Annotated in this window: 23 protein-coding genes; 12 read left to right on the top strand and 11 right to left on the bottom strand. The window is 70.4% G+C overall.

Annotation, left to right across the window (positions count from 1 at the left end):
• Window positions 1-19: 19 nt before the first annotated feature.
• Window positions 20-430, top strand: coding sequence for a MarR family winged helix-turn-helix transcriptional regulator (locus AMIS_RS12475; protein ID WP_014442641.1), 411 nt, complete (start codon window positions 20-22; stop codon window positions 428-430).
• Window positions 431-448: 18 nt separating this feature from the next.
• On the opposite strand, the gene AMIS_RS12470 is transcribed toward AMIS_RS12475, so the two are convergent.
• Window positions 449-1,225, bottom strand: coding sequence for an inositol monophosphatase family protein (locus AMIS_RS12470; protein ID WP_041830768.1), 777 nt, complete (start codon window positions 1,223-1,225; stop codon window positions 449-451).
• Window positions 1,226-1,357: 132 nt separating this feature from the next.
• Here AMIS_RS12470 and AMIS_RS12465 point away from each other — a divergent pair, with 132 nt between their 5' ends.
• Both AMIS_RS12465 and AMIS_RS12460 read left to right on the top strand, forming a co-directional pair.
• The gene (locus tag AMIS_RS12465; RefSeq protein WP_014442639.1) at window positions 1,358-2,947 is read left to right on the top strand and encodes a pectate lyase family protein; all 1,590 of its coding nucleotides are present in this window, start codon (window positions 1,358-1,360) and stop codon (window positions 2,945-2,947) included.
• Window positions 2,948-3,278: 331 nt separating this feature from the next.
• A complete protein-coding gene (locus AMIS_RS12460) occupies window positions 3,279-3,998 on the top strand; it encodes a hypothetical protein (protein WP_041829718.1) in 720 nt (239 codons plus the stop codon).
• A 43-nt stretch (window positions 3,999-4,041) separates the two neighbouring features.
• Here AMIS_RS12460 and AMIS_RS43335 read toward each other — a convergent pair whose 3' ends face one another.
• The 4 genes from AMIS_RS43335 to AMIS_RS12450 are packed head-to-tail and all read right to left on the bottom strand — an operon-like array spanning window position 4,042 to window position 6,385.
• Window positions 4,042-4,212, bottom strand: a complete 171-nt coding sequence (locus tag AMIS_RS43335) for a hypothetical protein (RefSeq protein WP_014442637.1) — start codon at window positions 4,210-4,212, stop codon at window positions 4,042-4,044.
• 33 nt (window positions 4,213-4,245) lie between these two features.
• On the bottom strand, window positions 4,246-4,686 hold the full coding sequence (locus AMIS_RS44070) for an MFS transporter (RefSeq protein ID WP_051041941.1): 441 nt from the start codon (window positions 4,684-4,686) through the stop codon (window positions 4,246-4,248).
• Window positions 4,662-5,132 (bottom strand): MFS transporter, encoded by a 471-nt coding sequence (locus AMIS_RS44065; RefSeq protein ID WP_014442635.1) that lies wholly within the window; start codon window positions 5,130-5,132, stop codon window positions 4,662-4,664. Before AMIS_RS44065 ends, AMIS_RS44070 begins: the two co-directional genes overlap by 25 nt.
• On the bottom strand, window positions 5,129-6,385 hold the full coding sequence (locus AMIS_RS12450; RefSeq protein ID WP_041829717.1) for an FAD-dependent oxidoreductase: 1,257 nt from the start codon (window positions 6,383-6,385) through the stop codon (window positions 5,129-5,131). Before AMIS_RS12450 ends, AMIS_RS44065 begins: the two co-directional genes overlap by 4 nt.
• 119 nt (window positions 6,386-6,504) lie before the next feature.
• On the opposite strand from AMIS_RS12450, the gene AMIS_RS12445 reads away from it, so the two are divergent.
• From AMIS_RS12445 to AMIS_RS12435, 3 genes are read left to right on the top strand one after another with little or no spacing between them, the layout of a single operon-like run.
• Window positions 6,505-6,873: an ArsR/SmtB family transcription factor gene (locus AMIS_RS12445; RefSeq protein WP_041829716.1), complete on the top strand. Its 369-nt coding sequence runs from the start codon at window positions 6,505-6,507 to the stop codon at window positions 6,871-6,873.
• A 9-nt stretch (window positions 6,874-6,882) separates the two neighbouring features.
• Window positions 6,883-7,614, top strand: a complete 732-nt coding sequence (locus AMIS_RS12440) for an aquaporin (RefSeq protein ID WP_014442632.1) — start codon at window positions 6,883-6,885, stop codon at window positions 7,612-7,614.
• Between the two features lie 32 nt (window positions 7,615-7,646).
• Window positions 7,647-8,048, top strand: coding sequence for an arsenate reductase ArsC (locus tag AMIS_RS12435; RefSeq protein ID WP_014442631.1), 402 nt, complete (start codon window positions 7,647-7,649; stop codon window positions 8,046-8,048).
• A 22-nt stretch (window positions 8,049-8,070) separates the two neighbouring features.
• Here AMIS_RS12435 and AMIS_RS12430 read toward each other — a convergent pair whose 3' ends face one another.
• From AMIS_RS12430 to AMIS_RS12420, 3 genes are all read right to left on the bottom strand, one after another.
• Window positions 8,071-9,747, bottom strand: coding sequence for a ThuA domain-containing protein (locus AMIS_RS12430; RefSeq protein WP_014442630.1), 1,677 nt, complete (start codon window positions 9,745-9,747; stop codon window positions 8,071-8,073).
• Window positions 9,744-12,512, bottom strand: a complete 2,769-nt coding sequence (locus tag AMIS_RS12425; RefSeq protein ID WP_014442629.1) for a PQQ-dependent sugar dehydrogenase — start codon at window positions 12,510-12,512, stop codon at window positions 9,744-9,746. The genes AMIS_RS12430 and AMIS_RS12425 overlap by 4 nt, the downstream gene beginning before the upstream one ends.
• 232 nt (window positions 12,513-12,744) lie before the next feature.
• Window positions 12,745-13,449 (bottom strand): alpha/beta fold hydrolase, encoded by a 705-nt coding sequence (locus AMIS_RS12420; protein ID WP_051041939.1) that lies wholly within the window; start codon window positions 13,447-13,449, stop codon window positions 12,745-12,747.
• 192 nt (window positions 13,450-13,641) lie between these two features.
• Here AMIS_RS12420 and AMIS_RS12415 point away from each other — a divergent pair, with 192 nt between their 5' ends.
• Window positions 13,642-15,555 carry a GMC family oxidoreductase N-terminal domain-containing protein gene (locus AMIS_RS12415; RefSeq protein ID WP_014442627.1) on the top strand — a complete coding sequence of 638 codons (1,914 nt, stop codon included), beginning with the start codon at window positions 13,642-13,644 and terminating at the stop codon, window positions 15,553-15,555.
• A 706-nt stretch (window positions 15,556-16,261) separates the two neighbouring features.
• Here AMIS_RS12415 and AMIS_RS12405 read toward each other — a convergent pair.
• Complete coding sequence (locus tag AMIS_RS12405) at window positions 16,262-16,861, bottom strand: flavodoxin family protein (protein WP_014442625.1); 600 nt, start codon at window positions 16,859-16,861, stop codon at window positions 16,262-16,264.
• Between the two features lie 55 nt (window positions 16,862-16,916).
• Between AMIS_RS12405 and AMIS_RS12400 the strand changes: the two genes are divergently transcribed.
• Genes AMIS_RS12400 through AMIS_RS12380 form a run of 5 tightly spaced genes read left to right on the top strand, consistent with a single transcriptional unit; the run spans window position 16,917 to window position 21,571 of the window.
• The gene (locus tag AMIS_RS12400; RefSeq protein WP_014442624.1) at window positions 16,917-17,996 is read left to right on the top strand and encodes an FUSC family protein; all 1,080 of its coding nucleotides are present in this window, start codon (window positions 16,917-16,919) and stop codon (window positions 17,994-17,996) included.
• Between the two features lie 57 nt (window positions 17,997-18,053).
• Window positions 18,054-19,115: a FecCD family ABC transporter permease gene (locus AMIS_RS12395; protein ID WP_014442623.1), complete on the top strand. Its 1,062-nt coding sequence runs from the start codon at window positions 18,054-18,056 to the stop codon at window positions 19,113-19,115.
• A 19-nt stretch (window positions 19,116-19,134) separates the two neighbouring features.
• Window positions 19,135-20,082, top strand: coding sequence for an ABC transporter substrate-binding protein (locus AMIS_RS12390; RefSeq protein WP_197538006.1), 948 nt, complete (start codon window positions 19,135-19,137; stop codon window positions 20,080-20,082).
• The gene (locus tag AMIS_RS12385) at window positions 20,079-20,876 is read left to right on the top strand and encodes an ABC transporter ATP-binding protein (protein ID WP_014442621.1); all 798 of its coding nucleotides are present in this window, start codon (window positions 20,079-20,081) and stop codon (window positions 20,874-20,876) included. The genes AMIS_RS12390 and AMIS_RS12385 overlap by 4 nt, the downstream gene beginning before the upstream one ends.
• Complete coding sequence (locus tag AMIS_RS12380; protein WP_014442620.1) at window positions 20,873-21,571, top strand: class I SAM-dependent methyltransferase; 699 nt, start codon at window positions 20,873-20,875, stop codon at window positions 21,569-21,571. The genes AMIS_RS12385 and AMIS_RS12380 overlap by 4 nt, the downstream gene beginning before the upstream one ends.
• A 6-nt stretch (window positions 21,572-21,577) precedes the next feature.
• On the opposite strand, the gene AMIS_RS12375 is transcribed toward AMIS_RS12380, so the two are convergent.
• Window positions 21,578-22,036 (bottom strand): RICIN domain-containing protein, encoded by a 459-nt coding sequence (locus AMIS_RS12375; protein ID WP_014442619.1) that lies wholly within the window; start codon window positions 22,034-22,036, stop codon window positions 21,578-21,580.
• Window positions 22,037-22,268: 232 nt separating this feature from the next.
• Window positions 22,269-24,593, bottom strand: coding sequence for an ATP-binding protein (locus AMIS_RS40450; RefSeq protein ID WP_172666581.1), 2,325 nt, complete (start codon window positions 24,591-24,593; stop codon window positions 22,269-22,271).
• Window positions 24,594-24,665 lie beyond the last annotated feature (72 nt).

The raw sequence follows: 24,665 nt of genomic DNA, 5'->3' as shown, positions 1-24,665 counted from the left end.
TGTCAACTAGGATGGCGGCATGACCTCCGAGGACCCGCTCGTCGACGCGCTCGTGCGCAGCACCTTCCACGTGACGGGCGTCCTCACCCGCATCGGCGCCGAGAACGACCTGTCGCTGACCCAGCTCCGCGTGCTCGGCATCCTGCGCGACAGGCGTCCCCGCGTCACCGAACTGGCCGCCTACCTGGGGCTCGACAAGTCCACGATGTCCGGCCTGATCGACCGCGCGGAACGCCGGGGACTGCTGGCGCGCGGCAAGAACCCGGACGACCGCCGGGCCGTCGACGTGTTCCTGACGCCGGCCGGCGCCGAGCTCACCGAACGACTGTACGGCGAGGTCCAGAAAACCCTCGCACCGTCACTGGAACAGCTGGGAACCGCGCAGCGCACACAGCTGCTCGAACTGCTGGAGACCCTGCTGGAGCGCTAGGCCTTTTTTCACAAGGGCCTAGGCGATCGCGCGGACCCGCTCGGCGAACGAGTCCCACAGCGCCGGCGCCGCGCCGATCGTCAGCTCGGTGGAGTAATCCGGGCCGTGCCCGCCGAGCACCACACCGGCCTCGCGGGCGATCAGCGCGCCCGCCGCGATGTCCCACAGTTTCGTGTCCAGGGCCAGCCCGCCGTCCAGCCGGCCGGCGGCCAGATAGACCAGGTTCAGCGCGGCCGGCACCCGGCGGATGTCACCGGAGAGCGGCAGCAGCTCCCGGACCACCCGGCCGGCCCGTTCCTTGGTACGGGGATTGGGCTGAAAACTGACGCCGATCAGCGCCTCGCCCAGCGGCGGGCCACTCGACGCCGCGATCGGCTCACCGTTGAGGAACGCCCCGCCGCCGTCGACAGCCGTGAACGTCTCGTCCGCGGCCGGATCGTGCACGACGGCCATCCGCGGCTGGTCACCGTCGTAGAGCGCGACGCAGACCGACCACGGGCCGGTCCGGCTCACGTAGTTGCGGGTGCCGTCCAGCGGATCGATGACCCAGGACCAGCCACTCGTACCGGGCCGGCCGTTGCCCTCCTCGGCCTGGATCTCGTCGTCCGGCCAGGTCGCCACGATCGCGTCCACGATCAGGCGCTCGCTGGCGATGTCGACATCGGAGACCACGTCGTTGGCGTGCGCCTTGGGTGCGCCCATCACCAGCGTGTCGCGTCGTTCCAGTTGCAGCCGCCCGGCGCGAACGGCCAGCCGGGCAGCGAGGTCACGGGCCGCGTGCAGGTCTCGAGTCATCGCGACCACGCTAGCCGATCAACGGCCGTGACGACGGTCACACAGGCTCGCGGGCAACCGTTCGGGCATCCCGGCACACCTCTGATTCGTCCCCACTTCCCCCGTACTTCACGACGAAACAGGTGAAACACGATGAAGCGATCTACCGCGCTGCGGCTCTCCGCGGTGGCCGGCGTGGCGGCGATCGGCGGCGGCATCGCCCTCGGCCTCCCCCAGGAGAACGCCTCGGCCGCCACCAACGTCGCGTCCGGCTTCGCCAGTGCGAACGGCGGCACCACCGGCGGCGCGGGCGGCACGACGGTACGCGCCACCACCGGCACCCAGATCCACGAGGCGCTGTGCAAGCGGGCGGCCGTCGACACCCCGATCGTCATCGAGGTGCAGGGCACGATCAACCACGGCAACACCACCAAGGTCACAGGTGACAGCTGCAACACCGCCGCCGACCGGATCGAACTCAAGGGCGTCAGCAACGTCACGATCGTCGGCGTGGGCAGCGGCGCCACCTTCGACCAGCTCGGCATCCACCTCCGCGACGCCCGCAACATCATCGTGCAGAACGTGACGGTCAAGAACGTCAAGAAGTCGGGTTCGCCGCTCTCCAACGGCGGCGACGCGATCGGCATGGAGAGCACCGTCCGCAACGTGTGGGTCGACCACGTCACCCTGGAGGCGTCCGGCGGTGAGTCGGAGGGCTTCGACGGCCTGTTCGACATGAAGGACGACGTCCAATACGTGACGCTCTCCTACAGCGTCCTGCGCAACTCCGGCCGCGGCGGCCTGGTCGGCTCCAGCGAGACCGACACCGGGAACAGCTTCATCACGTACCACCACAACAAGTACGAGAACATCGACTCGCGTACGCCGCTGCTGCGTGGCGGTGTCGCCCACATGTTCAACAACCACTACCTCAAGCTGAACGAGTCGGGCATCAACTCCCGCGCCGGCGCGAAGGCCAAGGTGGACAACAACTATTTCGAGGACTCCAAGGACGTGCTCGGCACGTTCTACACCGACGCGGCCGGCACCTGGCAGACCTCGGGCAACGTGCTGGACAACGTGACGTGGTCGGCCAAGAGCGCGGAGTACAACCCGGCAGGCCCGGCCATGGCGTCGACCACGAGCGTCACCGTGCCGTACACGTTCGCCCTGGACACCGCCGCGTGCGTACCGACCGTGATCGCCCAGACGGCCGGCGCGGGCACCGGCCTGAAGGTCTCCGACGGCAAGTGCGCCGTGACCGCGGCTCCCTCCTCCAGCGCCACCAAGTCCCCGACCGCGGCGCCGTCGTCCAGCCCGGCGAAGCCGTCGTCCAGCCCGGCCACGTCGCCGTCCGCCGGCCCCACCGCCTCGGTTCCGCCGGCTCCGTCCGGCACCAACCTGAGCATTGGCGCGGGCGCGGACGGTTCCAGCAAGGCCGCCGGCACCAGCTACGGCAACGTCCGTGACGGCAAGACCGCGACCGTCTGGTCCCCGAACGGCGCCACCGGCGACATCTCGATCAAGTGGAGCACCGCCACCAAGGTCTCCAAGGTCACCATCGTGGGCGCCAACATCGGCTCCTACGAGCTCCGGAACGGCTCCACCGGCGCGATCCTGAAGTCCGGCACCGGCACGGGCGCCATCACCTTCCCGGCCACGTCCCTCACCAAGCTGACCTTCACCATCAAAACCTCCTCCGGTACGCCGTCGATCGCCGAGTTCCAGACCTACGCCTCCTGACCCACCCGCCGGCCGGGCTGCCCCACCGCGACCCGGCCGACGCCCCGCCCCGAAAGCGCCACAGCACTCACCACCAGCCGGTCCGGCCGGCGCCCAGCGCGACTGCCCTCACGACCAGCCGGACCGGCTGGTCGTGAGAGCTGTCTGGACCCCTTACCCACAGCACTCACGACCAGCTCACCCCGCCCGGCTGGCTCCCAGTGCTCTCACGAGTGCCCTCCAGCAACACTGAGGACCAGCCGGCCCGCAGCTGAGGACCAGCCGGCCCGCAGCGCTCCACGATCCACAAGCACCGCCCCCGCCGCGACGCTCGAACCGATAGATTGCCGTGATGACCGCAGAGGCGAGTTCCGGCGAGAAACGTTGGCTGCTCTGGGCGATAGCCGTCATCGGGCTCATCACCCTGGTAGCCGCCGGCTGGAAGATCTACTTCGCTGCCGACCCGGGCGCCGCCCTCATCGCCCTGGTGATCATCGGCGCGGTCTTGCTGATCAGCCCGTTCGTCCTCCCGTACCTTCAGGCGATCGCGGTCAACGCCGACGGCTTCGAGCTGCGCCTGGTCCGGGAGATCGCCGCCCAGGGCGCCCCGGAGACCGCCCGCCTGCTCAACCACACCGAGCTGGCCGAGATCGCCGAGGCCTACGGCGTCGTGCACACCCAGCTCGCGGGCGACGCCTTCAAGGAGACCCGCACGCAGGTCCAAGATCAGCTCGTCAACCGGGCGTCGGCGTTCGCCCGCCAGCGCAACTTCGACCCGGAAGAGATCAAACAGCTTTTTCCCAAAGCCACCGCGGGGGTACGGGTTCTGCTCCTCGGCCTGATGAAGGGCGACCCGAGACTCATCGACGCGACGACGCTCACCTCGGCGATCGCCATGCCGGTCACCGCCAACGAGCAGTACCACGCGCTCGAGCTGGCCGAGAAGAACCTGCGCCACTTCACCGACGCCGACCGGGCCGCCCTCCGCGCAGCCCTGGACGAGGCGGACCTGGGCCCGCCGACGAGCGGCCGCCGTATGATCGCCAGCCGCATCCGAGCCATGGCGCCGTGACCCGCGGCGGCGGGCAGCGCCACGCCACCCGCCGCCGGATCGATCACTTCTCGGACGGGTCGTACGGCGACACCTGGTCCTCCGGCGTCGGCCGGTTCCCCGTCTTGTCGTGGCTGCCGTGCGGCGCCTCGGTCGCATTCGCGTCCTCGGTGCGCTGTTTGGTGGTCGGCGACTCGCCGCTGCGCCGGATCTCGGGCTGCTGGACGTTGGTCATCGCGCTCTCCTTCCCCGCGTTGGAGCAGCGCGATTACCCCACCCGACGCCGGATATGTCCCGCAAGTGAACTCTGCCGGCCGACCACCGCGACGGACACCGCGGCCATGGCGCAGCAGGCGGCGACGCCCATGAGCACCCCGGTGTACGACCCGGTGGCGGCATGCAGCGCGGCGGCCGCCAGCGGGGCGCCCGCCTTGGCGAGGGTGGTCGGGGCGACGAGGATGCCGGCGAGCGTGGCGTAGCGGCGGGTGTCGTACCGTTCGGCCGGGATGACCGGTTTCGCGATCGTGGCGACGCCGAACCCGATCCCGAATCCGACCACCGCCACGATCGCTCCGCCGGTGCCGGCACCGAGGGCCGGGAGCAGCAGCACGGCCACGGCCTGGACGGCGAAGACCCCGGCGGTGATCGTGGTGGCCCGGTACCGCCGTTGCAGCCCGGTGGTGATCAACCGCCCGGCGACGGACAGCACGCCGAGCAGGCCGTGCTGGCGAACCCGGCCACCACCGTCACCGCCGGCAGCGCCCGCGACCGCTGCTGCGGCCGATGCCACGCGATGACGACGGCGAACGCGGCTTCGTACAGGCTGGCCGCCGAGGCGACCCCGATCCCGATCTGCACCGCGTACAGCTGCCACAGCGCTTCGACCTGCGACCACGCGACGAGCAGCCCGGCGCCGAGCAGCGAGCCACCGGTCATGAGCAGGCGGCCGCCGTGCCGGTCCAGCCACCGGCCGACCGGGATGGCCAGCGCGGCCGAGGTCAGGACCGAGCAGGTGTACGCCCCGGTCACCGCCGTGACGGAGGTGTGCAGATCAGCGGCGATCGAGATGAGGAGCACGGCGAAGGAGTAGTGGAGTACCCCGTACCCGATGGTCTGTGTGATCGCCAGCGCCCGGACGAGGCCGGCGGAGGTCACGAACAGCAGCCACCACCGGAGGAGACGGCGTCGATGCTGCACACCCCGGTCTCGGGCAGGTCGAGCCGCACGTCGTCGGCGGCCGCGAGATCCCCGGCGAGCGCGGCCGCGATCGAGCGCACCTGCTCGTAACCGGTGGCCATCAGGAACGTCGGCGCCCGCCCGTAGGACTTCATCCCGACCGCGTAGTAGCCCGGCTCCGGCTGGCTGAGCTCGCGGTGACCGTGCGGCTTCACCGTGCCGCAGGAGTGCTCGTTCGGGTCGATCAGATCCGCGAGGGTACGGGTACAACCCAGAATCGGGTCCACGTCCAGCCGCAGCTCACCGGTGATGCCGTGATCGGGCCGGAATCCGGTCGCGGAGACCACCCGGTCGGCCGCGAGGGTGCGCCCGTCCGCCGCGATCAGGGTGACCCCGTCGCCGTCGCGCCGCACGGTGTGCACGCCGAACCCGGTGACCAGGGTGAGCTTGCCGGCGTCGACCAGGGCGTGCAGCCCGCTGCCGAGCGCGCCCCGGGCGGGCAGCTCGTCGGCCTCCTCGCCGCCGAACGCCCGCTGCGCCGACCCTCCGCGAACCGCCCAGGTGATCCGCGTGCCGGGCTCGGTCTCGGCGAGGCGGGCCAGGTCGAGCAGCGTGTTCGCGGCCGAGTGCCCGGAGCCCACCACGACCGTGTGCTTCCCGGCGTGGGCCTCCCGCGCGTCGCCGAGCACGTCGGGCAGGGCGTGGTCGATCAGATCGGCGGCCTCGGGCTCGCCGTGGGCGGGCAGGCCGTTGACGCCGAGCGGGTTCGGGGTGCGCCAGGTGCCGGACGCGTCGATGACCGCCCTCGCGGCGATCTCGGTCCCGTCGGCGAGCCGCACGACGAAGGGCAGGCCGTCGCGACCGGCGGTGCGCACCCGGTCGGCGCCGAGGCGGCTGATCGCGGTGACGCGCGCGCCGAGGCGCAGGTGCGGCGCGATGGCGGGCAGTTTCGCCAGTGGCTCGAGGTAGTCGTCGGCGAGCTGACCGCCGGTGGGCAGGCCTTCGTCGTCGGGGGCGGCCCAGCCGGCCTCGTCGAGCAGACGGCGAGCGGCGGCGTCGATGTCGTAGCGCCACGGGCTGAACACGCTGACGTGCGCCCACTGCCGCACCGACGCGCCGACCCGGTCGCCGGCCTCCAGGACGACGAACGGGAGGCCCCGTTCGTGCAGGTGCGCGGCGGCGGCCAGGCCCACCGGCCCGGCGCCGATCACGGCCACCGGCCGGTCATCCATCGATCCACCTGCGGAAACGTTGCTCATCATGCTGGTGACTCCTCGTGGAAACAGAAGCGGATTCGACAACCATCGAAGCCAAACTTGCACGCGGATTCGATATCTGTCAACCTCGACGCATGTCGAAACCACCGACCGTGTCACCGGCCGCGGACGGGGCGCCGTGCTGCGCGCCGATGGCGGACGTGCGCATCCCGCCTGAGGCCTCCGCCACGCTCGCGCAGGCGTTCAAGGCGCTCGGTGACCCGATCCGGTTGCAGCTGATGTCGATGATCGCGTCCGCCGAGGGCGGGGAGATCTGCGTCTGCGACCTCACCCCCGCGTTCACCGTCTCCGGCACGACCATCTCGCACCACCTGAAGGTGCTCCGCGAGGCCGGCCTGATCGACGGTGAGCGCCGCGCCAGCTGGGTCTATTACCGTCCCCGCCGGGAGCTGATGCGGCAGCTGTCCACGCTGCTCGCGGTCGACGAGCCGGCGCGGGGGTAAGCCGCCCTCATGCCCACCACCACACTCGGGCGGCGGATGCTGGCCGAGTTCCTCGGTACCGCGCTGCTGGTCACCGCCGTCGTCGGCTCCGGCATCATGGCCACCACGCTCTCGCCGGGCGACGTCGGCCTGCAACTGCTGGAGAACTCGATCGCCACCGCGCTCGCGCTCGGCGCGCTGATCCTCACCTTCGGGCCGATCTCCGGCGCCCACTTCAACCCGGTCGTCTCGGCCGCCGACTGGTTCCTCGGCCGCCGCACCGGCACCGGCATCACCGGCGCCGACCTGGCCGGGTACGCCGTCGCACAGACGCTGGGCGCGATCGGCGGCTCGATCCTCGCCAACCTGATGTTCGACCTGGCCCCAATCACCTTCTCGGCCAGGGACCGGTCCGCGGGTCACCTCTGGCTCGGTGAGGTCGTCGCCACGGCTGGCCTGCTCCTGCTGATCTTCGCGCTCGGCCGGTCCGGCCGGGCCGCCGTCGCCCCGGCGGCGGTCGGCGCCTACATCGGCGCCGCGTACTGGTTCACCAGCAGCACCAGTTTCGCCAACCCGGCCGTGACGATCGGCCGCGCCTTCACCGACACCTTCGCCGGCATCGCCCCCGGCTCGGTGCCCGGCTTCGTCGCCTTCCAGGTCGTCGGCCTGCTCATCGGCGTCGCCCTGCTGCTGGCGCTCTACCCCGACGCCGGCGAGGCCGCGGACGACATCGTCGTCGAGCACCCCGCGACCGCCCGCTGACCCGCCCCACCCCACCACCGCGAGGAACCGTCATGAGCGAGACCAAGCCCACCGTCCTGTTCGTCTGCGTGCACAACGCCGGCCGCTCCCAGATGGCCGCCGGCTGGCTGCGCCACCTCGCCGGCGACGACGTCGAGGTCCGCTCCGCCGGCTCCGCACCCGCCGAGACGATCAACCCGGCCGCGGTCGCGGCGATGCAGGAGGTCGGCATCGACATCACCGACCAGTCCCCGACCAAGCTGACCTGGGACGCCGCGCAGGAGTCCGACGTCATCGTCACGATGGGCTGCGGCGACGCCTGCCCGGTCTTCCCCGGCAAGCGGTACGAGGACTGGAAGCTCGACGACCCGGCCGGCAAGGGCCTCGACGCCGTCCGCCCGATCCGCGACCAGATCAGGACTCGCGTCGAGGCCCTGCTCAGCGAGCTGCGCTAGCGAGGCCGGCAGCACCTGCCGGTCAGGCCGGCAGCGCCCACTTCTGGTTGGCGCCGCCGTGGCAGTCCCAGATGTGGATCTGCTGGCCGTCGGCGGAGCTGTTCTGGCTGACGTCCAGGCAGCGCCCCGACTGCGGGTTGCGGATGCTGCCGTCGGCCTGCGGGGCCCAGTTCTGCGCGCCGGAGCCGTTGCACGTCCAGAGCTGCGCCTTCGTCCCGTTGGCGGTGCCGCCACCCGCCACGTCGAGGCACTTGCCCAGCGCCCGGAACGTGGCGCCGGAGCGGGCCCAGTTCTGGGCGGCGGTCCCGTTGCACGTGTAGAGCTGCACCTTCGTACCGTCGGCGGTGGCCGCACCCGCCACATCCAGGCACTTTCCGGCCAGGCCGCGGATCGGACCGGCGGCGGCCGGACCGCCGAGCTCCTTGATCCGGATGTTGCGGAACGACGCCTCATCCCCGTCACCGTGGTTCTGGATGCCGATGTGGCCGGCCAGCGACCGTACCGGATCGGTGTTGGTGAAGTCGTTGATCAGGGCACCGTTCAGGTACACCCGCAGCCGCTCCCCCTCGACCAGCAGCTCATAGGTGTTCCACGCGCCGGGCGGGTTCAGCGCGGCGTCCCGGGCCGCGAGATCGGCCGACTTGAACCCGTAGACCGCGCCGGTGGTGCGATCCGCCGCATCGGTGGCGTCGATCTGCACCTCGTAACCGTTGTCCACCGCCGACCACGGGTCGCTCGAGGGCGGGAAACCGATGAAGACGCCGGTGTTGTCGTCCCCGGCGAGCCGCCAGTCCAGTTTCAGCGAGTAGCTGGTGAACTGCTTGGCCCCGTACCAGAAAAGGCCCATGCCCCCGGTGGAGGTCAGCGTCGCGTCGGCGCTGGTGAAGGATCCCGGCCCGGCCTGTGACCAGCCGGTGGTCGATCCGTTGTAGAGCGGCGTGTACCCGGTCTCCGGCCGGCAGTCCGCTTTCGCCTGGCCGGCGGCATAGCGGATGCCACCGAGAAGATGCGAACGGAAAGAGCTTTCACCGTACGACGATGCGGTGTGCCCGCCACCGGTGTAGAAGGACCGGCCACCCTGGTACGGCTTGCACCACGCGTGCGGGTGGTCGGCGCCCATCGTGCCGCCGGAGTACGACGTCTCGTCCAGCGTCGCGAGGATGTGCGCGCCGGCACGGGCGTTGGTGCGGTAGTCGTACCACTCGTCGGTGCGGTTCCAGGTCTGCGGCAGATGCGCGGTCGCCGGATGCGCCCGGTCCTCGACCTTCACGGTGGCGGGCTGGATCGCCGGGTGGGAGGCGAACCAGGCGCCGACCAGCTCGCCGTAGAACGGCCAGTCGTACTCGGTGTCGGCGGCGGCGTGCACCCCGACGAAGCCGCGCCCGGAGCGGATCCAGGTCTCGAACGCGGTCTGCTGGGCGGCGTTGAGCACGTCGCCGGTGGTGTTCAGGAAGATCGCGGCTTCGTACCCGGCCAGCCCGGCCGTGGTGAACACGGCCGGGTCCTCGGTGGCGGTCACGGTGAAGCCGTTCGCGGCGCCGAGCTCGCGGACGGCCTGCACGCCGGCCGCGATCGAGTCGTGCCGGAACCCGGCGGTGCGAGAGAAGACCAGCACGTCATAGGGGGTGTCGGCGTGCGCGGCAGCGGGGACGCCGAGTGAAGCGGCGACCATGGCGAAAATCAGTAGAGCCCTTCTCATGACAGCACCCATTTCTGGTTGGCCCCGGTGTGACAGTCCCAGATGTGGATCTGCTGACCGTCCGCGGAGCTGTTCTGGCTGACGTCGAGACAGCGTCCGGACTGCGGGTTGCGGATCGTGCCGTCGGCCTGCGGCGTCCAGTTCTGCGCCGCCGAGCCGTTGCAGGTGTAGAGCTGGACCTTGGTGCCGTTCGGGGTGGCGCCACCCGCCACGTCGAGGCACTTGCCCAGGGCGCGGAAGGTCTGGCCGGTGCGCGCCCAGTGCTGCGCGGCGGTGCTGTTGCACGTGTAGAGCTGCACCTTCGTACCGTCGGCGGAGGCCGCCCCGGCGATGTCCAGGCACTTGCCCGCCAGGCCCTTGACCGGCCCCGAGCTCTGCGTGCTGAACGTGAACGAGTCCAGGTCGAAGAGCGCCCCGGCCGCCCCGGCAAACGTCAGGTACAGCGTGGTGGTGCCGAGCGGCGCGCCGGTGATCGTGCCGGTGACGTTCGTGAACGAGTCCCAGGCGCCGGTCACCGGCACGGTGGCCGAGCCGAGGACCGTACCCGTCGATGATCCGGCCCGGACCTGGAGCGTCCCGCCGACGCCGGCGGACGACACCCGCGCGGTGAACGAGGTGACGTTGCCCAGCTGGTACGGCTCGAACGCGATCCAGTCCCCGTTGGTGATGTCGCCGACCGTCTTCCCGCCCTCGGCCGGGGTCTTGGTGAACGTGTTGATCCCGGACGACGTCTTGTAGTGCTCGGCCTGCCGGTGCCGGGGCTGCAGGATGTGCTGCTTGTGCGTGGTGAGCCCGGCCGCGTCGGTGTACTCGGCGTCGAACACCGCGAAGATGTTGGCCGCCGCGTCGTGCTCGCCGTCGACCGGGATCGTGATCACGCCGGTGCAGCCGGTCGCCGAGGTGATCTGGTGGCCGTGGCTGTCGTGGCCGAGCACGTAGGTCATCTTCGCCCGCCCGCAGTCGATCGCGCCGTCCTCGGGGTCGGACGGGGTGAACGTGAACGGGACCGTGTCGCCGTAGGAGAAGAGCTGCCCGTTGCCGGGGGTGCCGATGCTGACCGCGGGCGCCGTGTTGCCGACCCCGATCTGCACGCTCGCCGTGCCGGTGGCGCCCTGCGGGTCGGTCACCGTGAGGGTCACGTTGTAGGTGCCGTTCGACGCGTAGGTCTTGGTGGGGTTGGCGGCTGTCGATGTCGTGCCGTCGCCGAAGGCCCAGGAGTAGGTCAGGGCGCCGCCCTCCGGGTCCGACGACCCGGCGGACGAGAACGTCACGGTGAGCGGCGCCTGGCCGGACGTCGGCGTGCCCGCCGCGACGGCCGTCGGCGCCCGGTTGCCGCCGGCGACGTAGTCGTACCGGTAGAGCGCCGAGTTCGCGTCCCCGTTGAAATAGCCGGTGCCGTAGTCCAGGACGTAGAGCGAGCCCTCCGGCCCGAACGCCATGTCCATCACCTGCTTGCCGCCCCAACCGAAGTCCGAGATCTCCCCGACCGCGCCGTCCGCGCCGACGTGGATCGGCTTGATCCAGCCCCGGCCCAGCTCACCGGCGAAGAAGTGACCGTCGAGCGACTGCGGGAACTTCGTGGCCGAGGTGCTGGCGGCGTCGTAGCGGTAGACCGGGCCGCCCATCGGCGACTCCGAGCCGGTGCCGAACGCGGGCGGGCTTCCGGCGTCCCCCGCGTACCGGATCCAGGCGGGCCGGGCCGGTGGCAGTGTGGCCTGCCCGGTGTTGCGGAACGAGTTGTTCGCCGCCCCGCCCGCGCAGGCGTACTTCGGGCCGGTCGTGCCGGTGCTGAAGTTCCACTCGTTGTACGTCTCGGTGGTGGTGTTCGTGCCGGTGCAGTACGGCCACCCGTAGTTGCCGGGACTGGTGATCCGGTTGAACTCGACCTGCCCGCTCGGACCGCGGTTCGGATCGGTGGAGCCGGCGTCCGGCCCGTAGTCACCGAGGTAGACGATGCCTGTGGCCTTGTCGACGCTCATCCGGAACGGGTTGCGGAAACCCATCGCGTAGATCTCGGGACGGGTTCCGGCCGTACCGGATGGGAAGAGGTTGCCGCTCGGGATGGAGTACGTCCCGTTCGCGTTGACCTTGATCCGCAGCACCTTGCCGCGCAGGTCGTTCGTGTTGCCGGCGGTCCGCTGCGCGTCGTAGGCGGGGTTGCGGTTGGTGCGCTCGTCCAGCGGCGAGTACCCGGCCGAGTCGAACGGGTTGCTGTCGTCGCCGGTGGAGAGATAGAGGTTGCCGGCCGCGTCGAAGTCGATGTCCCCGCCGACGTGGCAGCAGATGCCCCGGGTGGCCGGCACGTCGAGCACGGTGACCGCGCCGGCGGTGTTCAGCGTGTAGTCCGCGTTGAGGGTGAACCGGGACAGCCGGTTGACCCCGTTCCAGGCGGAGAAATCCGTTCCCGTGGCAGGCGCGTCACCGGCCGGTGTGGAGAGCGGCGGCGCGTAGTACAGGTAGATCTGGCGGTTGGTCGCGAAGCCGGGGTCGACCCCGACGCCCTGCAGACCTTCCTCGTCATGGGTGTAAACCGGCAGCGTGCCGATCACCGTGGTGGTGCCGGCGGCGTCGGTGCGCCGCAGCGTCCCGTTGCGGGCGGTGTGCAGCACGGACCGGTCGGGCAGGACCGCGATGGCCATCGGCTCACCGACTTCGGCGACACCTTTGGCGAGCGTGACCTGCTGGAAGTCGGCCGGATCGACCGGGTGGGCGAGCGCGGGCGACGGGATGAGGAGCAACGCTGCGACGATCGGTAAAAGGCGCATGGCAGGTCCACTTCTTGGACGGATGCCAGGTGCGGGACCTGCGCCTACTCACCGACCCTGGCCGGGGAAGCGGGACCGAGGGAGGGTTCCGCTTGGTGACAGAGACGTTAATGACTTTCGATGGACGTGTCCACACTTTCGTCGTTCCGGACGAAAGCCGGGGGTTGCGCCGATCTTGGCGATTTCGGCACCCCCGTTCTGCCCGAAATCGCCAAGATCGCTACGTCACGCGTTACGCCACCGAGCGCGCCGCCCGCAGGATGGTCTCGGCGACCGCCGCCGGCTCGGACGCCGGGATCGCGTGCGAGGCGCCCGGCAGCTCCACCGTGGTCCGCGCGCCGGCCCGCTCCGCCATGAAGCGGTGCGCCGCGAGCGGGATGTTGAGGTCCAGCTCCGGGTAGATGAACCAGGACGGGACGTTCTTCCACGCCGGCTCGCCGGAGCCCTCGTTGAGCGCCGTGGTGTTCAGCGGGCGCTGCGTGGCGGCGGCCAGGGCGGCCACCTCGGCGGAGACGTCACCGATGAACTGCTGGTGGAACTTCTCCGGCCGGATGAACAGGTCGACGCTGCCGTCGGCGAGGGGCACCTCGCGCAGCGTCTCGCCGAGCGTGCTGCCCGGGAACTTGCCGGACAGGAACCCGATGCTCTCCCCCGCCTCCGGCGCGAACGCCGCGACGAAGACCAGCGCCTTGACGTTGTCGTGCCCGACGGCGGCGTTGGAGATGACCTGACCACCGTACGAGTGACCGGCCAGCACGACCGGGCCGTCGATCGTGGCGAGCAGCGCGGACACGACGGCCGCGTCGCCGGAGACGCTGCGCAGCGGGTTCGGGGCGGCGATCACCGGGTAGCCCTCGGCCTGCAGTTGCGCAATCACCTCGTTCCAGCTCGCGGACTCGGCGAAGGCGCCGTGGACGAGGACGATCGTGGGCTTCATGTGCTCCCTCTCGTTGAGTGTTCCCCCATTCCACCCGCTCCGCGGCCCGCGCACCACGCAGGAGAATATGCAGAACTACCCGACTGCATACCGGGAAAGTTAACGAGAAATCACGTAATGAACGAACGGCTGACTGAATCATGGAGCGAAAGCCATAGATTGATGACCACCGCGACGTAGGAGGACCGCTCCGTGACCCCTGACCAGATTCAGACACTCCGGCTTCTCTGCGACACCATCGTCCCGTCCCTGGACCGCCCCGACGACCCGGACGGCTTCTGGGCCCGCCGCGCCACCGACGTCGGCGCCGACCAGGGGGTCCTCGCGATGATCTCGGGCATGCCACCCGAGCAGCAGGCCGGGCTCGCCGCCCTCTTCGACGCGCTCGCCGCGAACGGCTTCCACCAGGCGCCCGAGCAGGTCCTCGCCGGCGTCACCCAGGCCTCCCCGGAGGCGGCCGCCGGGATCGCCGCGCTGACCACGGTGATCCTGCTCGTCACCTACGGGATCACCGACGAGAACGGGCACAACCCGTTCTGGACAACGATCGGCTACCCCGGACCCGTCGACGCACGCGTGCCCGCCGACGACCGGAGGATCACCCCGCTGCGCCCGGACCGCGACCTCGAACTGGACGCCGACGCCGTCGTGATCGGTTCCGGCGCGGGCGGCGGCCTGATCGCCGGGCGGCTCGCCGCAGCGGGCAAGCGGGTGATCGTCCTGGAGGCGGGCCGCTACAGCACCGAGTCCGACTTCGATCAGCTGGAGCTGCCGGCGTACCAGCGCTCGTACTGGCGCGGCGGTCCCACGCCGACCGGCGACGGCAACATCACGCTGATGGCGGGCGCCGGAGTGGGCGGCGGGACCGTTATCAACTGGACGAACTGCCTGCGTACCAAGGACCACGTCCGCGAGCAGTGGGCCAGTGAACACGGCCTCACCGACGTGGCGACTTCCGAGTTCGACAGGCACCTCGACACCGTGTGGCGGGAGATGTCCGTCAACGATCGGTGCTCGGAGTTCAACAAGGTCCACGAGGCGATGCAGCGTGGCGCGGACAAGCTGGGCTGGTCGTTCGCCACCGTGCAGCGCAACTGGGACGAGAAACGGCACGACGCGGCGATCGCCGGGCATCTCGGTTTCGGCGACCGGTCCGGGGCGAAGCAGTCGACGCTCAAGGTGTACCTGGAGAAGGCGGTGCTGGAGCACGGCGCTCAGGTCGTCGACAACTGCCGGGTCGACCGGATCCTCACGCGCGACGGCCGGGCCGCCGGCGCCGTCGGACAGGTCGGGAAACACACCGTCACCGTCACCGCGCCGATCGTCGTCCTCGCCGCCGGCGCCCTGGAATCCCCCGGCGTGCTCCTGCGCTCCGGCATCGGCGGCCCCGCCGTCGGCGACTACCTGCGCCTGCACCCGTGCACGGTCACCATGGGCGACTACGGAACCGACATGCGCGCCTGGTGGGGCGCCCCGCAGGCCGGCCTGGTCAACGAGTTCGCGACCATCGAGGACGGTTACGGCTTCCTCATGGAGAGCGTCCAGTACACGACGGGCCTCGCCGCCGGCTCCATCCCGTTCACCTCGCCCGAGGACCACAAACAGGCGATGTCCACGTTCCGCAACAACGGCTCCTACATCGGACTGATCCGCGACCACGGCCACGGCCGCGTCACCCTCGACGAGTCCGGCAACACCGTCGCGTTCTACGACCTCACCGACGACCTCGACGTCCGCAACACCCGCCGCGCCATCGAAGCCGAGATCCGCCTCCACCACGCCGCCGGCGCCCGCCGCATCCAGCTGTTCGCGCACGGCCTCTCCGCGTGGCAGCGGGGCGAGGACCTCGAGGCCTACATCGCGCGCGCGTCCTCGGTCCCGCTCCGGGCCGGCGGCGCCACCCTCTTCGCCGCACACCAGATGGGCAGCTGCCGCATGGGCGCCGACCCCGCCACCAGCGTCGCCACCCCGCGAGGCGAACTCCACGACACCCCCGGCGTCTGGATCGGCGACGCCTCAGCCTTCCCCACCCCGTCCGGCACCAACCCGATGATCACCATCATGGCCCTGGCCTCCCGAACCTCCGAACACATCCTGTACGCATAACCCCGCCCCCAACCGCACCGGACCAGTCCCCGAGAAGCCACGCGACCACCTGCAACGCAGGGCCGCCCGGCGACCGCCGGCGACGGGGGCCGGGCCGGGCCCCGCCCAGTCCCGCAGCGCGAACAGCACTGAGCACCAGCCGGACCAGCCGGCGCCCAGTGCTGCTCGCGCCCCTTACCAGCGACACTCACAACCAGCCGGACCAGCCGCAATGCCACTCAGCTCGAGTTGATCATCAGGGTGAGCTGCGGCTGTTCGTCGCGGGGTGCGGGGTGCGGGGTGCGGGGTGCGGGGTGCGGGGTGCGGGGTGCGGGGTGCGGGGTGCGGGATTCGCTCAGCCCGTTCGCAGGATGCCGCACAGCCGGCGGCGCGCCGACGTTCGCGCCGGCCACGATGAGGTCGCACCGAAGCGGTTCGTGTGCCGCCATCCCGGCCCTGGCGTTGATGAATCGCCACGCAGGCGTTGCGTGTGACCTCGCCTCCGCGGCGCCGGCGTTGCGTGTGCGCCGAAAGGAGCGAACGTCTCGCGAACATGATCACCCCTCACCAGCGACACTCACGCCCAGCCGGACCAGCCGGCGCTGAGTGCTGTCGGGAGCCTCCGCGACAGCACTGACCGCCAGCCCGATGCGCTCGGCTGGCGGTCAGCGCTGGTCCGACGAACGCCGCACGAGTTCCGGCAGGCACAAAGCGGACGGACCATCGGTCACGAGGAAGCAGGGTACGGCTCACGCGCGAGCAGATGCGCCAGGTGCGCCGCGTTGGCTGCCAGCGTCGTGGTGGCGGCCCCCGTGGTGTCCGCCTTCGGACCGGCGTCCTTGTAGTCGAGACCGCCCATGGCCTCCCCCACCCAGTACGTCGACGCGCTCCCCGCCACCGTGAACCCGACGTCATTGAGCGCCTGCAGCACCTCGGCGGTGACGTGATGCGCCCCGTCCTCGTTGCCGACCACGGCGACCGCCGCCACCTTGCCCGGAATCGTCGGCGGTTCCTCGGACAGTTCCGCGTCGAGGCGTTCCAGGACCATCTTGCAGACGCTCGAGGGCTGACCCATCCAGATCGGCGTCGCGATGATCAGCAGCTGGGCGTCGAGGATCTTCGCGCGGATGGCCGGCCATTCGTCGCCGTCACCCTCGTCCGTGGACACCCCGAACTTCACATCGTGGTCGGCGACCCGGATCACCTCGCCGGTGACGTCGTGGTCGGACAGGGCGGTGAGCACCTCGCGACCGAGCAGCTCGGCGCTGGATTCGGCGGGCGACGGTTTGAGGGTGCAGACCAGCACCACGGCACGCAGAGTTGTCATGCGCCATCTCATACCCATGGTTGGCCCTTCGAGGCCTCGGGTAGATCGATTTCCCGTGTTCAAGATCAAAGCACTGCTGCCGGCGGGCGTCGCCGCCACGGCCGCGACCGTCGCCTGGCTTCTCGCCGCGCACGTGATCGGCCACCCGGACCCGCTCTTCGCGCCGTCCGCCACGCTCATCGTGCTCGCCGAGTCCCGGGGCCGGCAGCTCCGCCAGACCACCGAGATCGTCTTCGGGGTGGCCGCCGGCGTGCTGGTCGCCGAGCTGGTGGTGCTGGGGCTCGGATCGGGGGTGCTCAGCCTCTTCGTGGTGTTGCTGCTCACCGTCGGTCCGATGATCGCGGCCGGGGCGAGCAGCACCCTCGTGACGAACTCCGCGATCTCGGCGATCTATCTGGTGGTGGTCGCCGCTCCGCAGGGCCGGCTGGTGCCGTTCCGGTTCGCCGACGCGCTGATCGGCGGCGCGGTGGCGATCGCGGCGAGTCAGCTGCTGGTGGCGCGCAAGCCACTCGCTCCGCTGGTCGCCGAGGCGCGGCGCACCTACGCGGACCTCGCCGACCTGCTGGACGACCTCAACGAGGCGCTGACCCGGCACGACGAAAAAGCGGCGGATGCGGTTCTCGACCGTACCCATCAATTGAATGTCTGTGTGGAAAGGCTGCATGCGGCGGCTCTGGCGGCCGGCGAGACGCTGCGGCTGCGGGTGCGCAAGCGGCGCCGGCTGCGTCAGGTGCGCAACGTCGAGGAGACCACCCACCAGTTGGATCACGTGGTCGGCAACGTGTGGATGCTGGCCCGGAACGCGGTGACGCTGACCCGTCTGCACAGCGAGACCCCGCCTGATCTGAATCGGGCGATCGGTGCGCTGGCCGGGGCGGTGCGGTCGGCCGGTGAGTCCCTCGCCACCGACCTGACCGGGCGCGACGACCCGGATCGGCACGCCGGGCAGGCCGACGCGGACGCGCTGGAAGCGGTACGTATCGCCGGGAAGCTTCTGGACGAGGCGCCGCCGCTGCCGGTCACGATGATCGTCGGTCAGATCCGCACGACAGCCGTCGACCTGCTGCGCGGCGTGGGCCAGGACGACGACGCGGTGCTGAGCAGAGTGGACGAGGCCCTGGGCTGGACCCCCTGAAGATCTTGCTGTTAGGTTGTTGCCAATATTTGGCAACAACCGGGGAGCAAGAACAACGTGACCACCGACGTGCTCGGCGTCGGCGTGCAGCGACGCCGGACCACGATCTGGCTGACGGTCCTCACTGCGGCCCTCGTCGTGACCGGGCTGGTCGCCGTCGGCACGGGGGCGATCGGCATCAGCCCGGCCACCGTGGCCCGGATCATCGCCCACCAGCTGCTCGGCATCGGCGACGTCACCTGGACCCCGCCGCAGGAAGCCATCGTCTGGCAGGTCCGGCTCCCCCGGGTGATCCTCGGCATCCTGGTCGGCGCGGGCCTGGCGGTCTGCGGCGTGGCCCTGCAGGCGATGGTCCGCAACGTGCTCGCCGACCCCTACCTGCTCGGCATCAACTCGGGCGCGTCCAGCGGCGCCGCGGCGGCCATCCTCTTCGGAGCGGGCGCGGGCTTCGGCCAGTACGCGCTCTCCACCAGCGCCTTCCTCGGCGCGATGGCCGCCTCCCTGGGCGTCTTCCTGATCGCCCGCAGCGGCGGCCGGGTCACCTCGATCCGCCTGCTGCTCGCCGGCGTCGCGGTCGGCTACGCCCTGTACGCCACCACCAGCTTCCTGATCTTCGCGTCCGGGAGTGCCGAAGGCGCCCGATCGGTGATGTTCTGGCTGCTCGGCTCGCTGGGCCTGGCCCGCTGGGACGCGCTGCTCGCGGTCGCCGCCGTGGTGATCGGCGGCACCATCGGGTACCTCACCGTGATCGGCCGCAGCCTGGACGCCCTGGCCGTCGGCGACGAGACGGCCCACACGCTGGGCATCGCCCCGGACCGGCTGCGCCTGCGACTGCTCGTGGTGGTGTCGCTCTGCGTCGGGGTGCTGGTCTCCGCCTCCGGGAGCATCGGGTTCGTCGGTCTGGTCGTACCCCATCTGGCTCGCCGGATCGTCGGCGCCCCGCACGTGCGGGTGGTCCCGGTGGCCGCCCTGCTCGGCGCGATCCTGCTGGTCTGGGCGGACGTGATCGCCCGGGTGCTGCTCGCCCCGCAGGAGATCCCGATCGGCATCATCACCGCCCTGGTCGGCACCCCGTTCCTGCTCCTGTTGATCCGGCGTCTGTACGCCACCGCCTCCTGAAAGGCACACCCCCATGCGGATGATCACTGCTGCGGCGATGCTCCTGCTCCTCACCGCCGCCTGCGTCGACCCCGAGGCGAGCATCGAACCCGCCGGCGGCCAGTACCCGCTGAAGCTGACCAACTGCGGGGCCGAGGTGGTCTTCGACAAGGCCCCGGAGCGCGTGGTCATGCTCAAGAGCGCCGCCGTGCCGTACCTGCACTCGCTCGGCGTCATGGACCGGGTCACCGCCCGGGCCGGCCAGTACCCGAAGGACTACTACGACGGCGCCACCCAGGCCGAGATCGACAAGATCCCGCTGCTCACCGACAAGACCGACACCAGCGGCCACCTGCAGATCTCCAAAGAGGTCGTGATCAGCCAGCAGCCCGACCTGGTGCTCGGCCAGGTCGACAACCTGTCCCGGGAGACCCTCGACGCGGTCGACATCCCGCTGCTGGAGGAACCGGCGATGTGCCCCGGCGCCACCGAGGTCCCCAGCTTCGACAGCGTCTACCGGCAGATGGAGTCCTACGGCACGGTCTTCGACCGCGAGACTGAGGCCACCGCCGCGATCACCCAGCTCCGGGAGCGTCTCGCCAAGATTCAAAAGCCGTCCACGGTACGTACGGCTGCGGTCCTCTATCCGACCGTCGGCGGCGGCGTGACCTACGCCTACGGGTCCACGAGCATGGCGCAGCCGCAGCTGGAGGCGGCCGGGTTCACCAACGTGTTCGGCGACAGCAAGGAGCGCGTCTTCGAGGTGACCCTCGAGGAGCTGCTCGGCCGCAACCCCGACGTGCTGATCCTGCTCTACAGCGACGGCGACCCCAAGGCCGTCGAGCAGGCCGTCACCGGGCTGCCCGGTGCCGACAAGCTCAAGGCCGTCGCGAACGGCGACGTCATGCCGCAGCTGTTCAACTTCACCGAGCCGCCGTCCCCGCTCGCCGTCGACGGCCTCGAGAAGATCGTGCAGCGCTTCTCATGATCGAAGCCGCCGGAGTCTCCTGGCGCTACGGCGCGAACCCGGTCATCGACGGCGTCGGCGTGACCGCCCGGCCCGGCCGGGTGCTCGGCCTGATCGGCCCGAACGGCAGCGGCAAGACCACCCTGCTGCGGCTGCTGCACGGCGCGCTGCGCAGCCCGACCGGCACGGTCACCGTCGACGGCGACGCGCTCGGCGCGCTGAACCCGCGCGAGGCCGCCCGCCGGATGGCCGTCGTGGTGCAGGAGTCCGGCGGCGAGACCGCGCTGACCGTCGCCGAGATGGTGCTGCTCGGCCGTGGCCCGCACCTGTCGACGTTCCAGCGCACCGGCGCCACCGATCACGAGGTGGCCGCCCGCTGCCTGGATCGGGTCGGTGCAACCCACCTGGCGGCCCGCTCGTTCGCGGGACTGTCCGGCGGCGAGCGGCAGCGGGTGCTGATCGCCCGGGCGCTCGCCCAGCAGGCCACCCACCTGCTCCTCGACGAACCCACCAACCACCTGGACATCCGCTATCAGCACGAGATCCTGCGCCTGGTCCGCGGCCTCGGCACCTGTGCGGTGGTGGTGCTGCACGACCTGAACCTGGCCGCCCGGTACTGCGACGACCTGGTGCTGCTCGGCCAGGGCGCGGTGGTCGCGGCCGGCGAGGTGAGCGACGTGCTGCGGCCGGAGATCCTCGAACCGGTCTACGGCATCGGCATCCGGCGGCTGGAGATCGAGGGTTCGCTGCACCTGCTGTTCCACCCGCTGCACGAAAACGAGCACGAGCACGAGCACGAGGAGATCTCCGCATGACCGCGCAGGACCGCATCAACGCCTACTGGACCGGACGGGCGCCCGCCTACGACGCCTACCAGCAGCGGGCGGAACGGCTCGACGACGACCGGGCGGCCTGGGCGGAGATCTGGAAGCAGGCCCTGCCGCCCGCGCCGCTGGACGTGCTCGACATCGGCACCGGCAGCGGGCACGTGGCCATGTCGGTGGCCGGCCTCGGCCACCGGGTGACCGGAATCGATCTGTCCGAGGGGATGCTGGAGCAGGCCCGCCGCCACGCCGCCGAGGTGACGAACGCGCCCGATTTCCGGCTCGGCGACGCCGTCGCGCCGGACTTCCCGGACGCCGGCTTCGACGCCGTCGTCGGCCGCTACGTGACGTGGACGCTGCGCGAGCCCGGCACCGCCGTCGCGAACTGGATCCGCCTGCTGCGTCCCGGCGGCCTGGTCGCCATGGTCGACAGCACCTGGTTCCCGGACGGTCTCGACGAACAGACCCAGCCGGGCGTCACCGCGTTCTACGACGAGGAGGTGCGGTCGCTGCTGCCGCTCGCCACCGCCAAGTCGATCGACGAGACCGCCCTGGTTCTCGCCGCCGGTGGCCTGAAGGACATCAAGGTCACCCCGCTGACCACCATCTACGACCTCGATCAGAGGTACGGGGTATCGCCCGGTCACGAGGTGCAGATGCAGTTCCTGATCAGCGGACGCGCCTGACGACCGTCACCACGGGGTGTGGTTGCGCCACTTCCGGTTCGGCTTCTCGCTGCACTCGCGGAGCCGGACCGTACCCACCCCGCCCCGGTCGATGGCGACCTCGGTGACGCATCTGCCGTTCCGCCCGGCCCGCAGCGTGCCGGTGAACCACCAGTCCTGGTCGCCGGTGAACGTGCAGGCCGTCACCCGCAGCCGCGAGCCGACCGGCTGCACGCAGTTCCCGTTCGCGGTGAACCGGCCCTCACTGGTCTGGAAGAAGTCCTGCGCCTGATCACCGGCCTTGCACGGGGACGTGAACAGGACCGTGCCGATCGGCCCGCCGGTCAGGCAGCGAGCCGGGTTGCGCTCGGTGACCAGCCAGCCCTGCAGCAGCGGCGGCGGCGCGGGAACGGCCACCGCGGCGGTCGCCGATCCGCCGAGCAGGGCGGCCGCCAGGAACGGGACGAGGACAGCACGGGTCAGCACCGCACCACCATAGGTAGGGCGGCGCTGATCACGCGGACGTTTCCGGAATCATGACCCCGGCGGCTTTCCCGCCGAGCCGGCCAACGCCGCTCCGGCCAGCCCGGCCAGCAGCAGCCAGGACGCGGTGAACGCGCCAGTCGTGTCCGGCGGCTGGCACCTGCACTACCGCAACGCCGTCCGCCGCCACCGCAGCCGCTCGTCGTCCACCGGGCCTCGCCCGTCGACAGCGCCTTCACTGGTTGACGAAGGAGCCGTTTGCGGGCCCCGGCAGCCTGTCGGCTCGGTGGAGGCGGGTGCTGATGTGGTCGAGTAGTTCCTTGCTGGTGAAGGGTTTCTCGATGATGGTGACACCTTCGGGAAGTGTGCCGTTCTCGGCCAGGACGGGTTCGGCGTAGCCGGACATGTAGAGCACCGGGATGCCGGGCCGGAGCGCTTCGACGCGGGCGGCTACCTGGTTGCCGGTCATCTCCGGCATGATCACGTCAGTGAGCAGCAGGTCGATGGGGCCTGGGTGGGTTTGGGCAAGGTGGAGGGCTTGTTCGCCGCCGCGGGCGGTGAGCACGTGGTAGCCGGCGCGGGTGAGGATGCGGCCGGTGATGACTCGCAGGTCGCCCTCGTCTTCGACCATCAGGATGGTCTCGTGCGGCGGGCGACCGGTGACCGGTTCGACGGGTTTGCCGGTGTCGGGTGTGAGGGTGTCCGCCGGCGTGTCGACGGCGGGCAGGGTGACGGTGACGGTGGTGCCGATGCCGCTGTCGGAGGAGAGGTTCACGTCGCCGCCGGCTGCGGCGACGATGCCGTGCACGGTGGCGAGTCCGAGGCCGGTGCCGGAGCCTTTCGGTTTGGTGGTGTAAAAGGGTTCGAAGGCGCGTTCGATGACTTCGGGTGGCATGCCGCTGCCGGTGTCGCTGACGCGTACCCGGACGTAACGTCCGGCCTGCAGGGGCGAGCCGTCGCGGACGTCGTATTCGCCGAGCTCGGCGTTGCTGGTCTCGATGGACAGCGTGCCACCGCCAGGCATCGCGTCACGGGCGTTGGCCACGAGGTTGAGCAGAATCTGCTCGAGCTGGCCGACGTCGGCTTGAGTGTGCCACAGCTGTGGGTCCAGGCTCGTGACCAGGTGGATGTGCTCGCCGATGGTGCGGTGCAGCATGGGTTCGATGTCGCCGATGACGTGGTTGAGGTCGAGGACCTCCACCTGGGTGATGTCGCGGCGGCCGAAGGCGAGTAGTTGTTTGGTCAGCCGGGCGGCGCGCTCGGCGGCGCGGCTGATCTGGCCGATGTCTTTACGTGCGTCGGCCAGGTCCTGCGGATCCGGTACTGGCGAGTCGAGGGTCTCGGAGATCATTTCTGCGTAGTTGCTGATCACCGCCAGGATGTTGTTGAAGTCGTGGGCGACGCCACCGGCGAGTTGGCCGAGACCTTCCAGCCGGCGGTTGTTCAGCTGCTGCTCCTCCCGTTTATGGGCTTGGACGATCTGCTGCTCCTGTTGTTGCAGGGCGCCCAACATCGCGTTGATGGTTCTGCCGAGCCCGGCGATGTGGCCCCGGCCGAGGGCCGGCACACGCAAGCTCAGGTCACCGGAGTTCATGATCCTCTCGGTGGTGTGCCGCAGTGGGCCGATCTGTACCTGGACACTGCTGCGCACCAACACGATCATCAACACGACGATGACGATGGTGAATCCCGCAGCGGCCAGCAACATCATGCTCAAGGTGGTGGAGGCCATCTCGCGCATGGGCCGGTCCCGGACGGCGTGCAGCCTGACGATCTGCCCGTCGACGCCGGTGACGACGGCGTGGGCGGTCATGGCGTGTCCGGAAAGGTCGGTGTTGACCGTCATCGGGCCGAGCAGAGTGGGAAGTTCCCCGTGCGTTACCTGGGCCCTTCCGGGGTCCGTGCTCAGATACACCTGGGCGTCGGCTGCCTCGGACAGTGTGGCGAGCAGGGCGGCGTCGACCGGTTTCAGCATGATCAAGCCGCCGTTGCTGTTGCCTTTGCCGTGGGTGTGGTAGGCGGGGAATCCGCAGTACAGGTGCGGTTCCCGGGCGACGGTGACCAGACCGCACGCCGGTGTCCCCGCGGCGGCGTCGGGTTGCCACATGAGTTGCAGGATCGGCGCCTCGGGGAACTGACCGGGCAGGCGCTGATAAACACCGCCGACGACCAGGCCGCCGCCGCGGATCCGCCCGGCCCGGTTCACCGCGATCAGTCCGGCGAAATGGTAGGCGCCGCCGATCAGGTGGGGCGGGAAGTTCGTCAGCGCCATGTCGGAGTCGCCGGTACGGATCACGTCGACCGCGCCGGTCCACACCGAGTTGGTGATCCCGAAGTCGATCAGCCGTTGCGCCTGGGCGTTCAACGCCGCCTGCAACCCTGCCGCCTGCCGGACGGCGTCACGATGTTCGACCTCGTCGAAGTTACTGCTGGTCAGCGACCAGAGAGGCAGGAACGTCGCCAGCGCGGCAACAAGGACACTGGCGCTTATCAGCAGATGCCGGCGCATCCTCTTGTCGCGTAACAGCCCTATCGGCCCCGCCGAGTCGGCCTCGCTCACCGTGTCAACCATCACGAGACGATCTCTCAGCGACCCGATGCGGCATGCGGCGCCGGACAGGTGACCAGCCGG

Source organism: Actinoplanes missouriensis 431 (genome assembly GCF_000284295.1).
Taxonomy (GTDB): Bacteria; Actinomycetota; Actinomycetes; order Mycobacteriales; family Micromonosporaceae; genus Actinoplanes; species Actinoplanes missouriensis.
The sequence above is the reverse complement of the archived record's forward strand: the minus strand, read 5'-3'. Positions and strand labels throughout refer to the sequence as shown.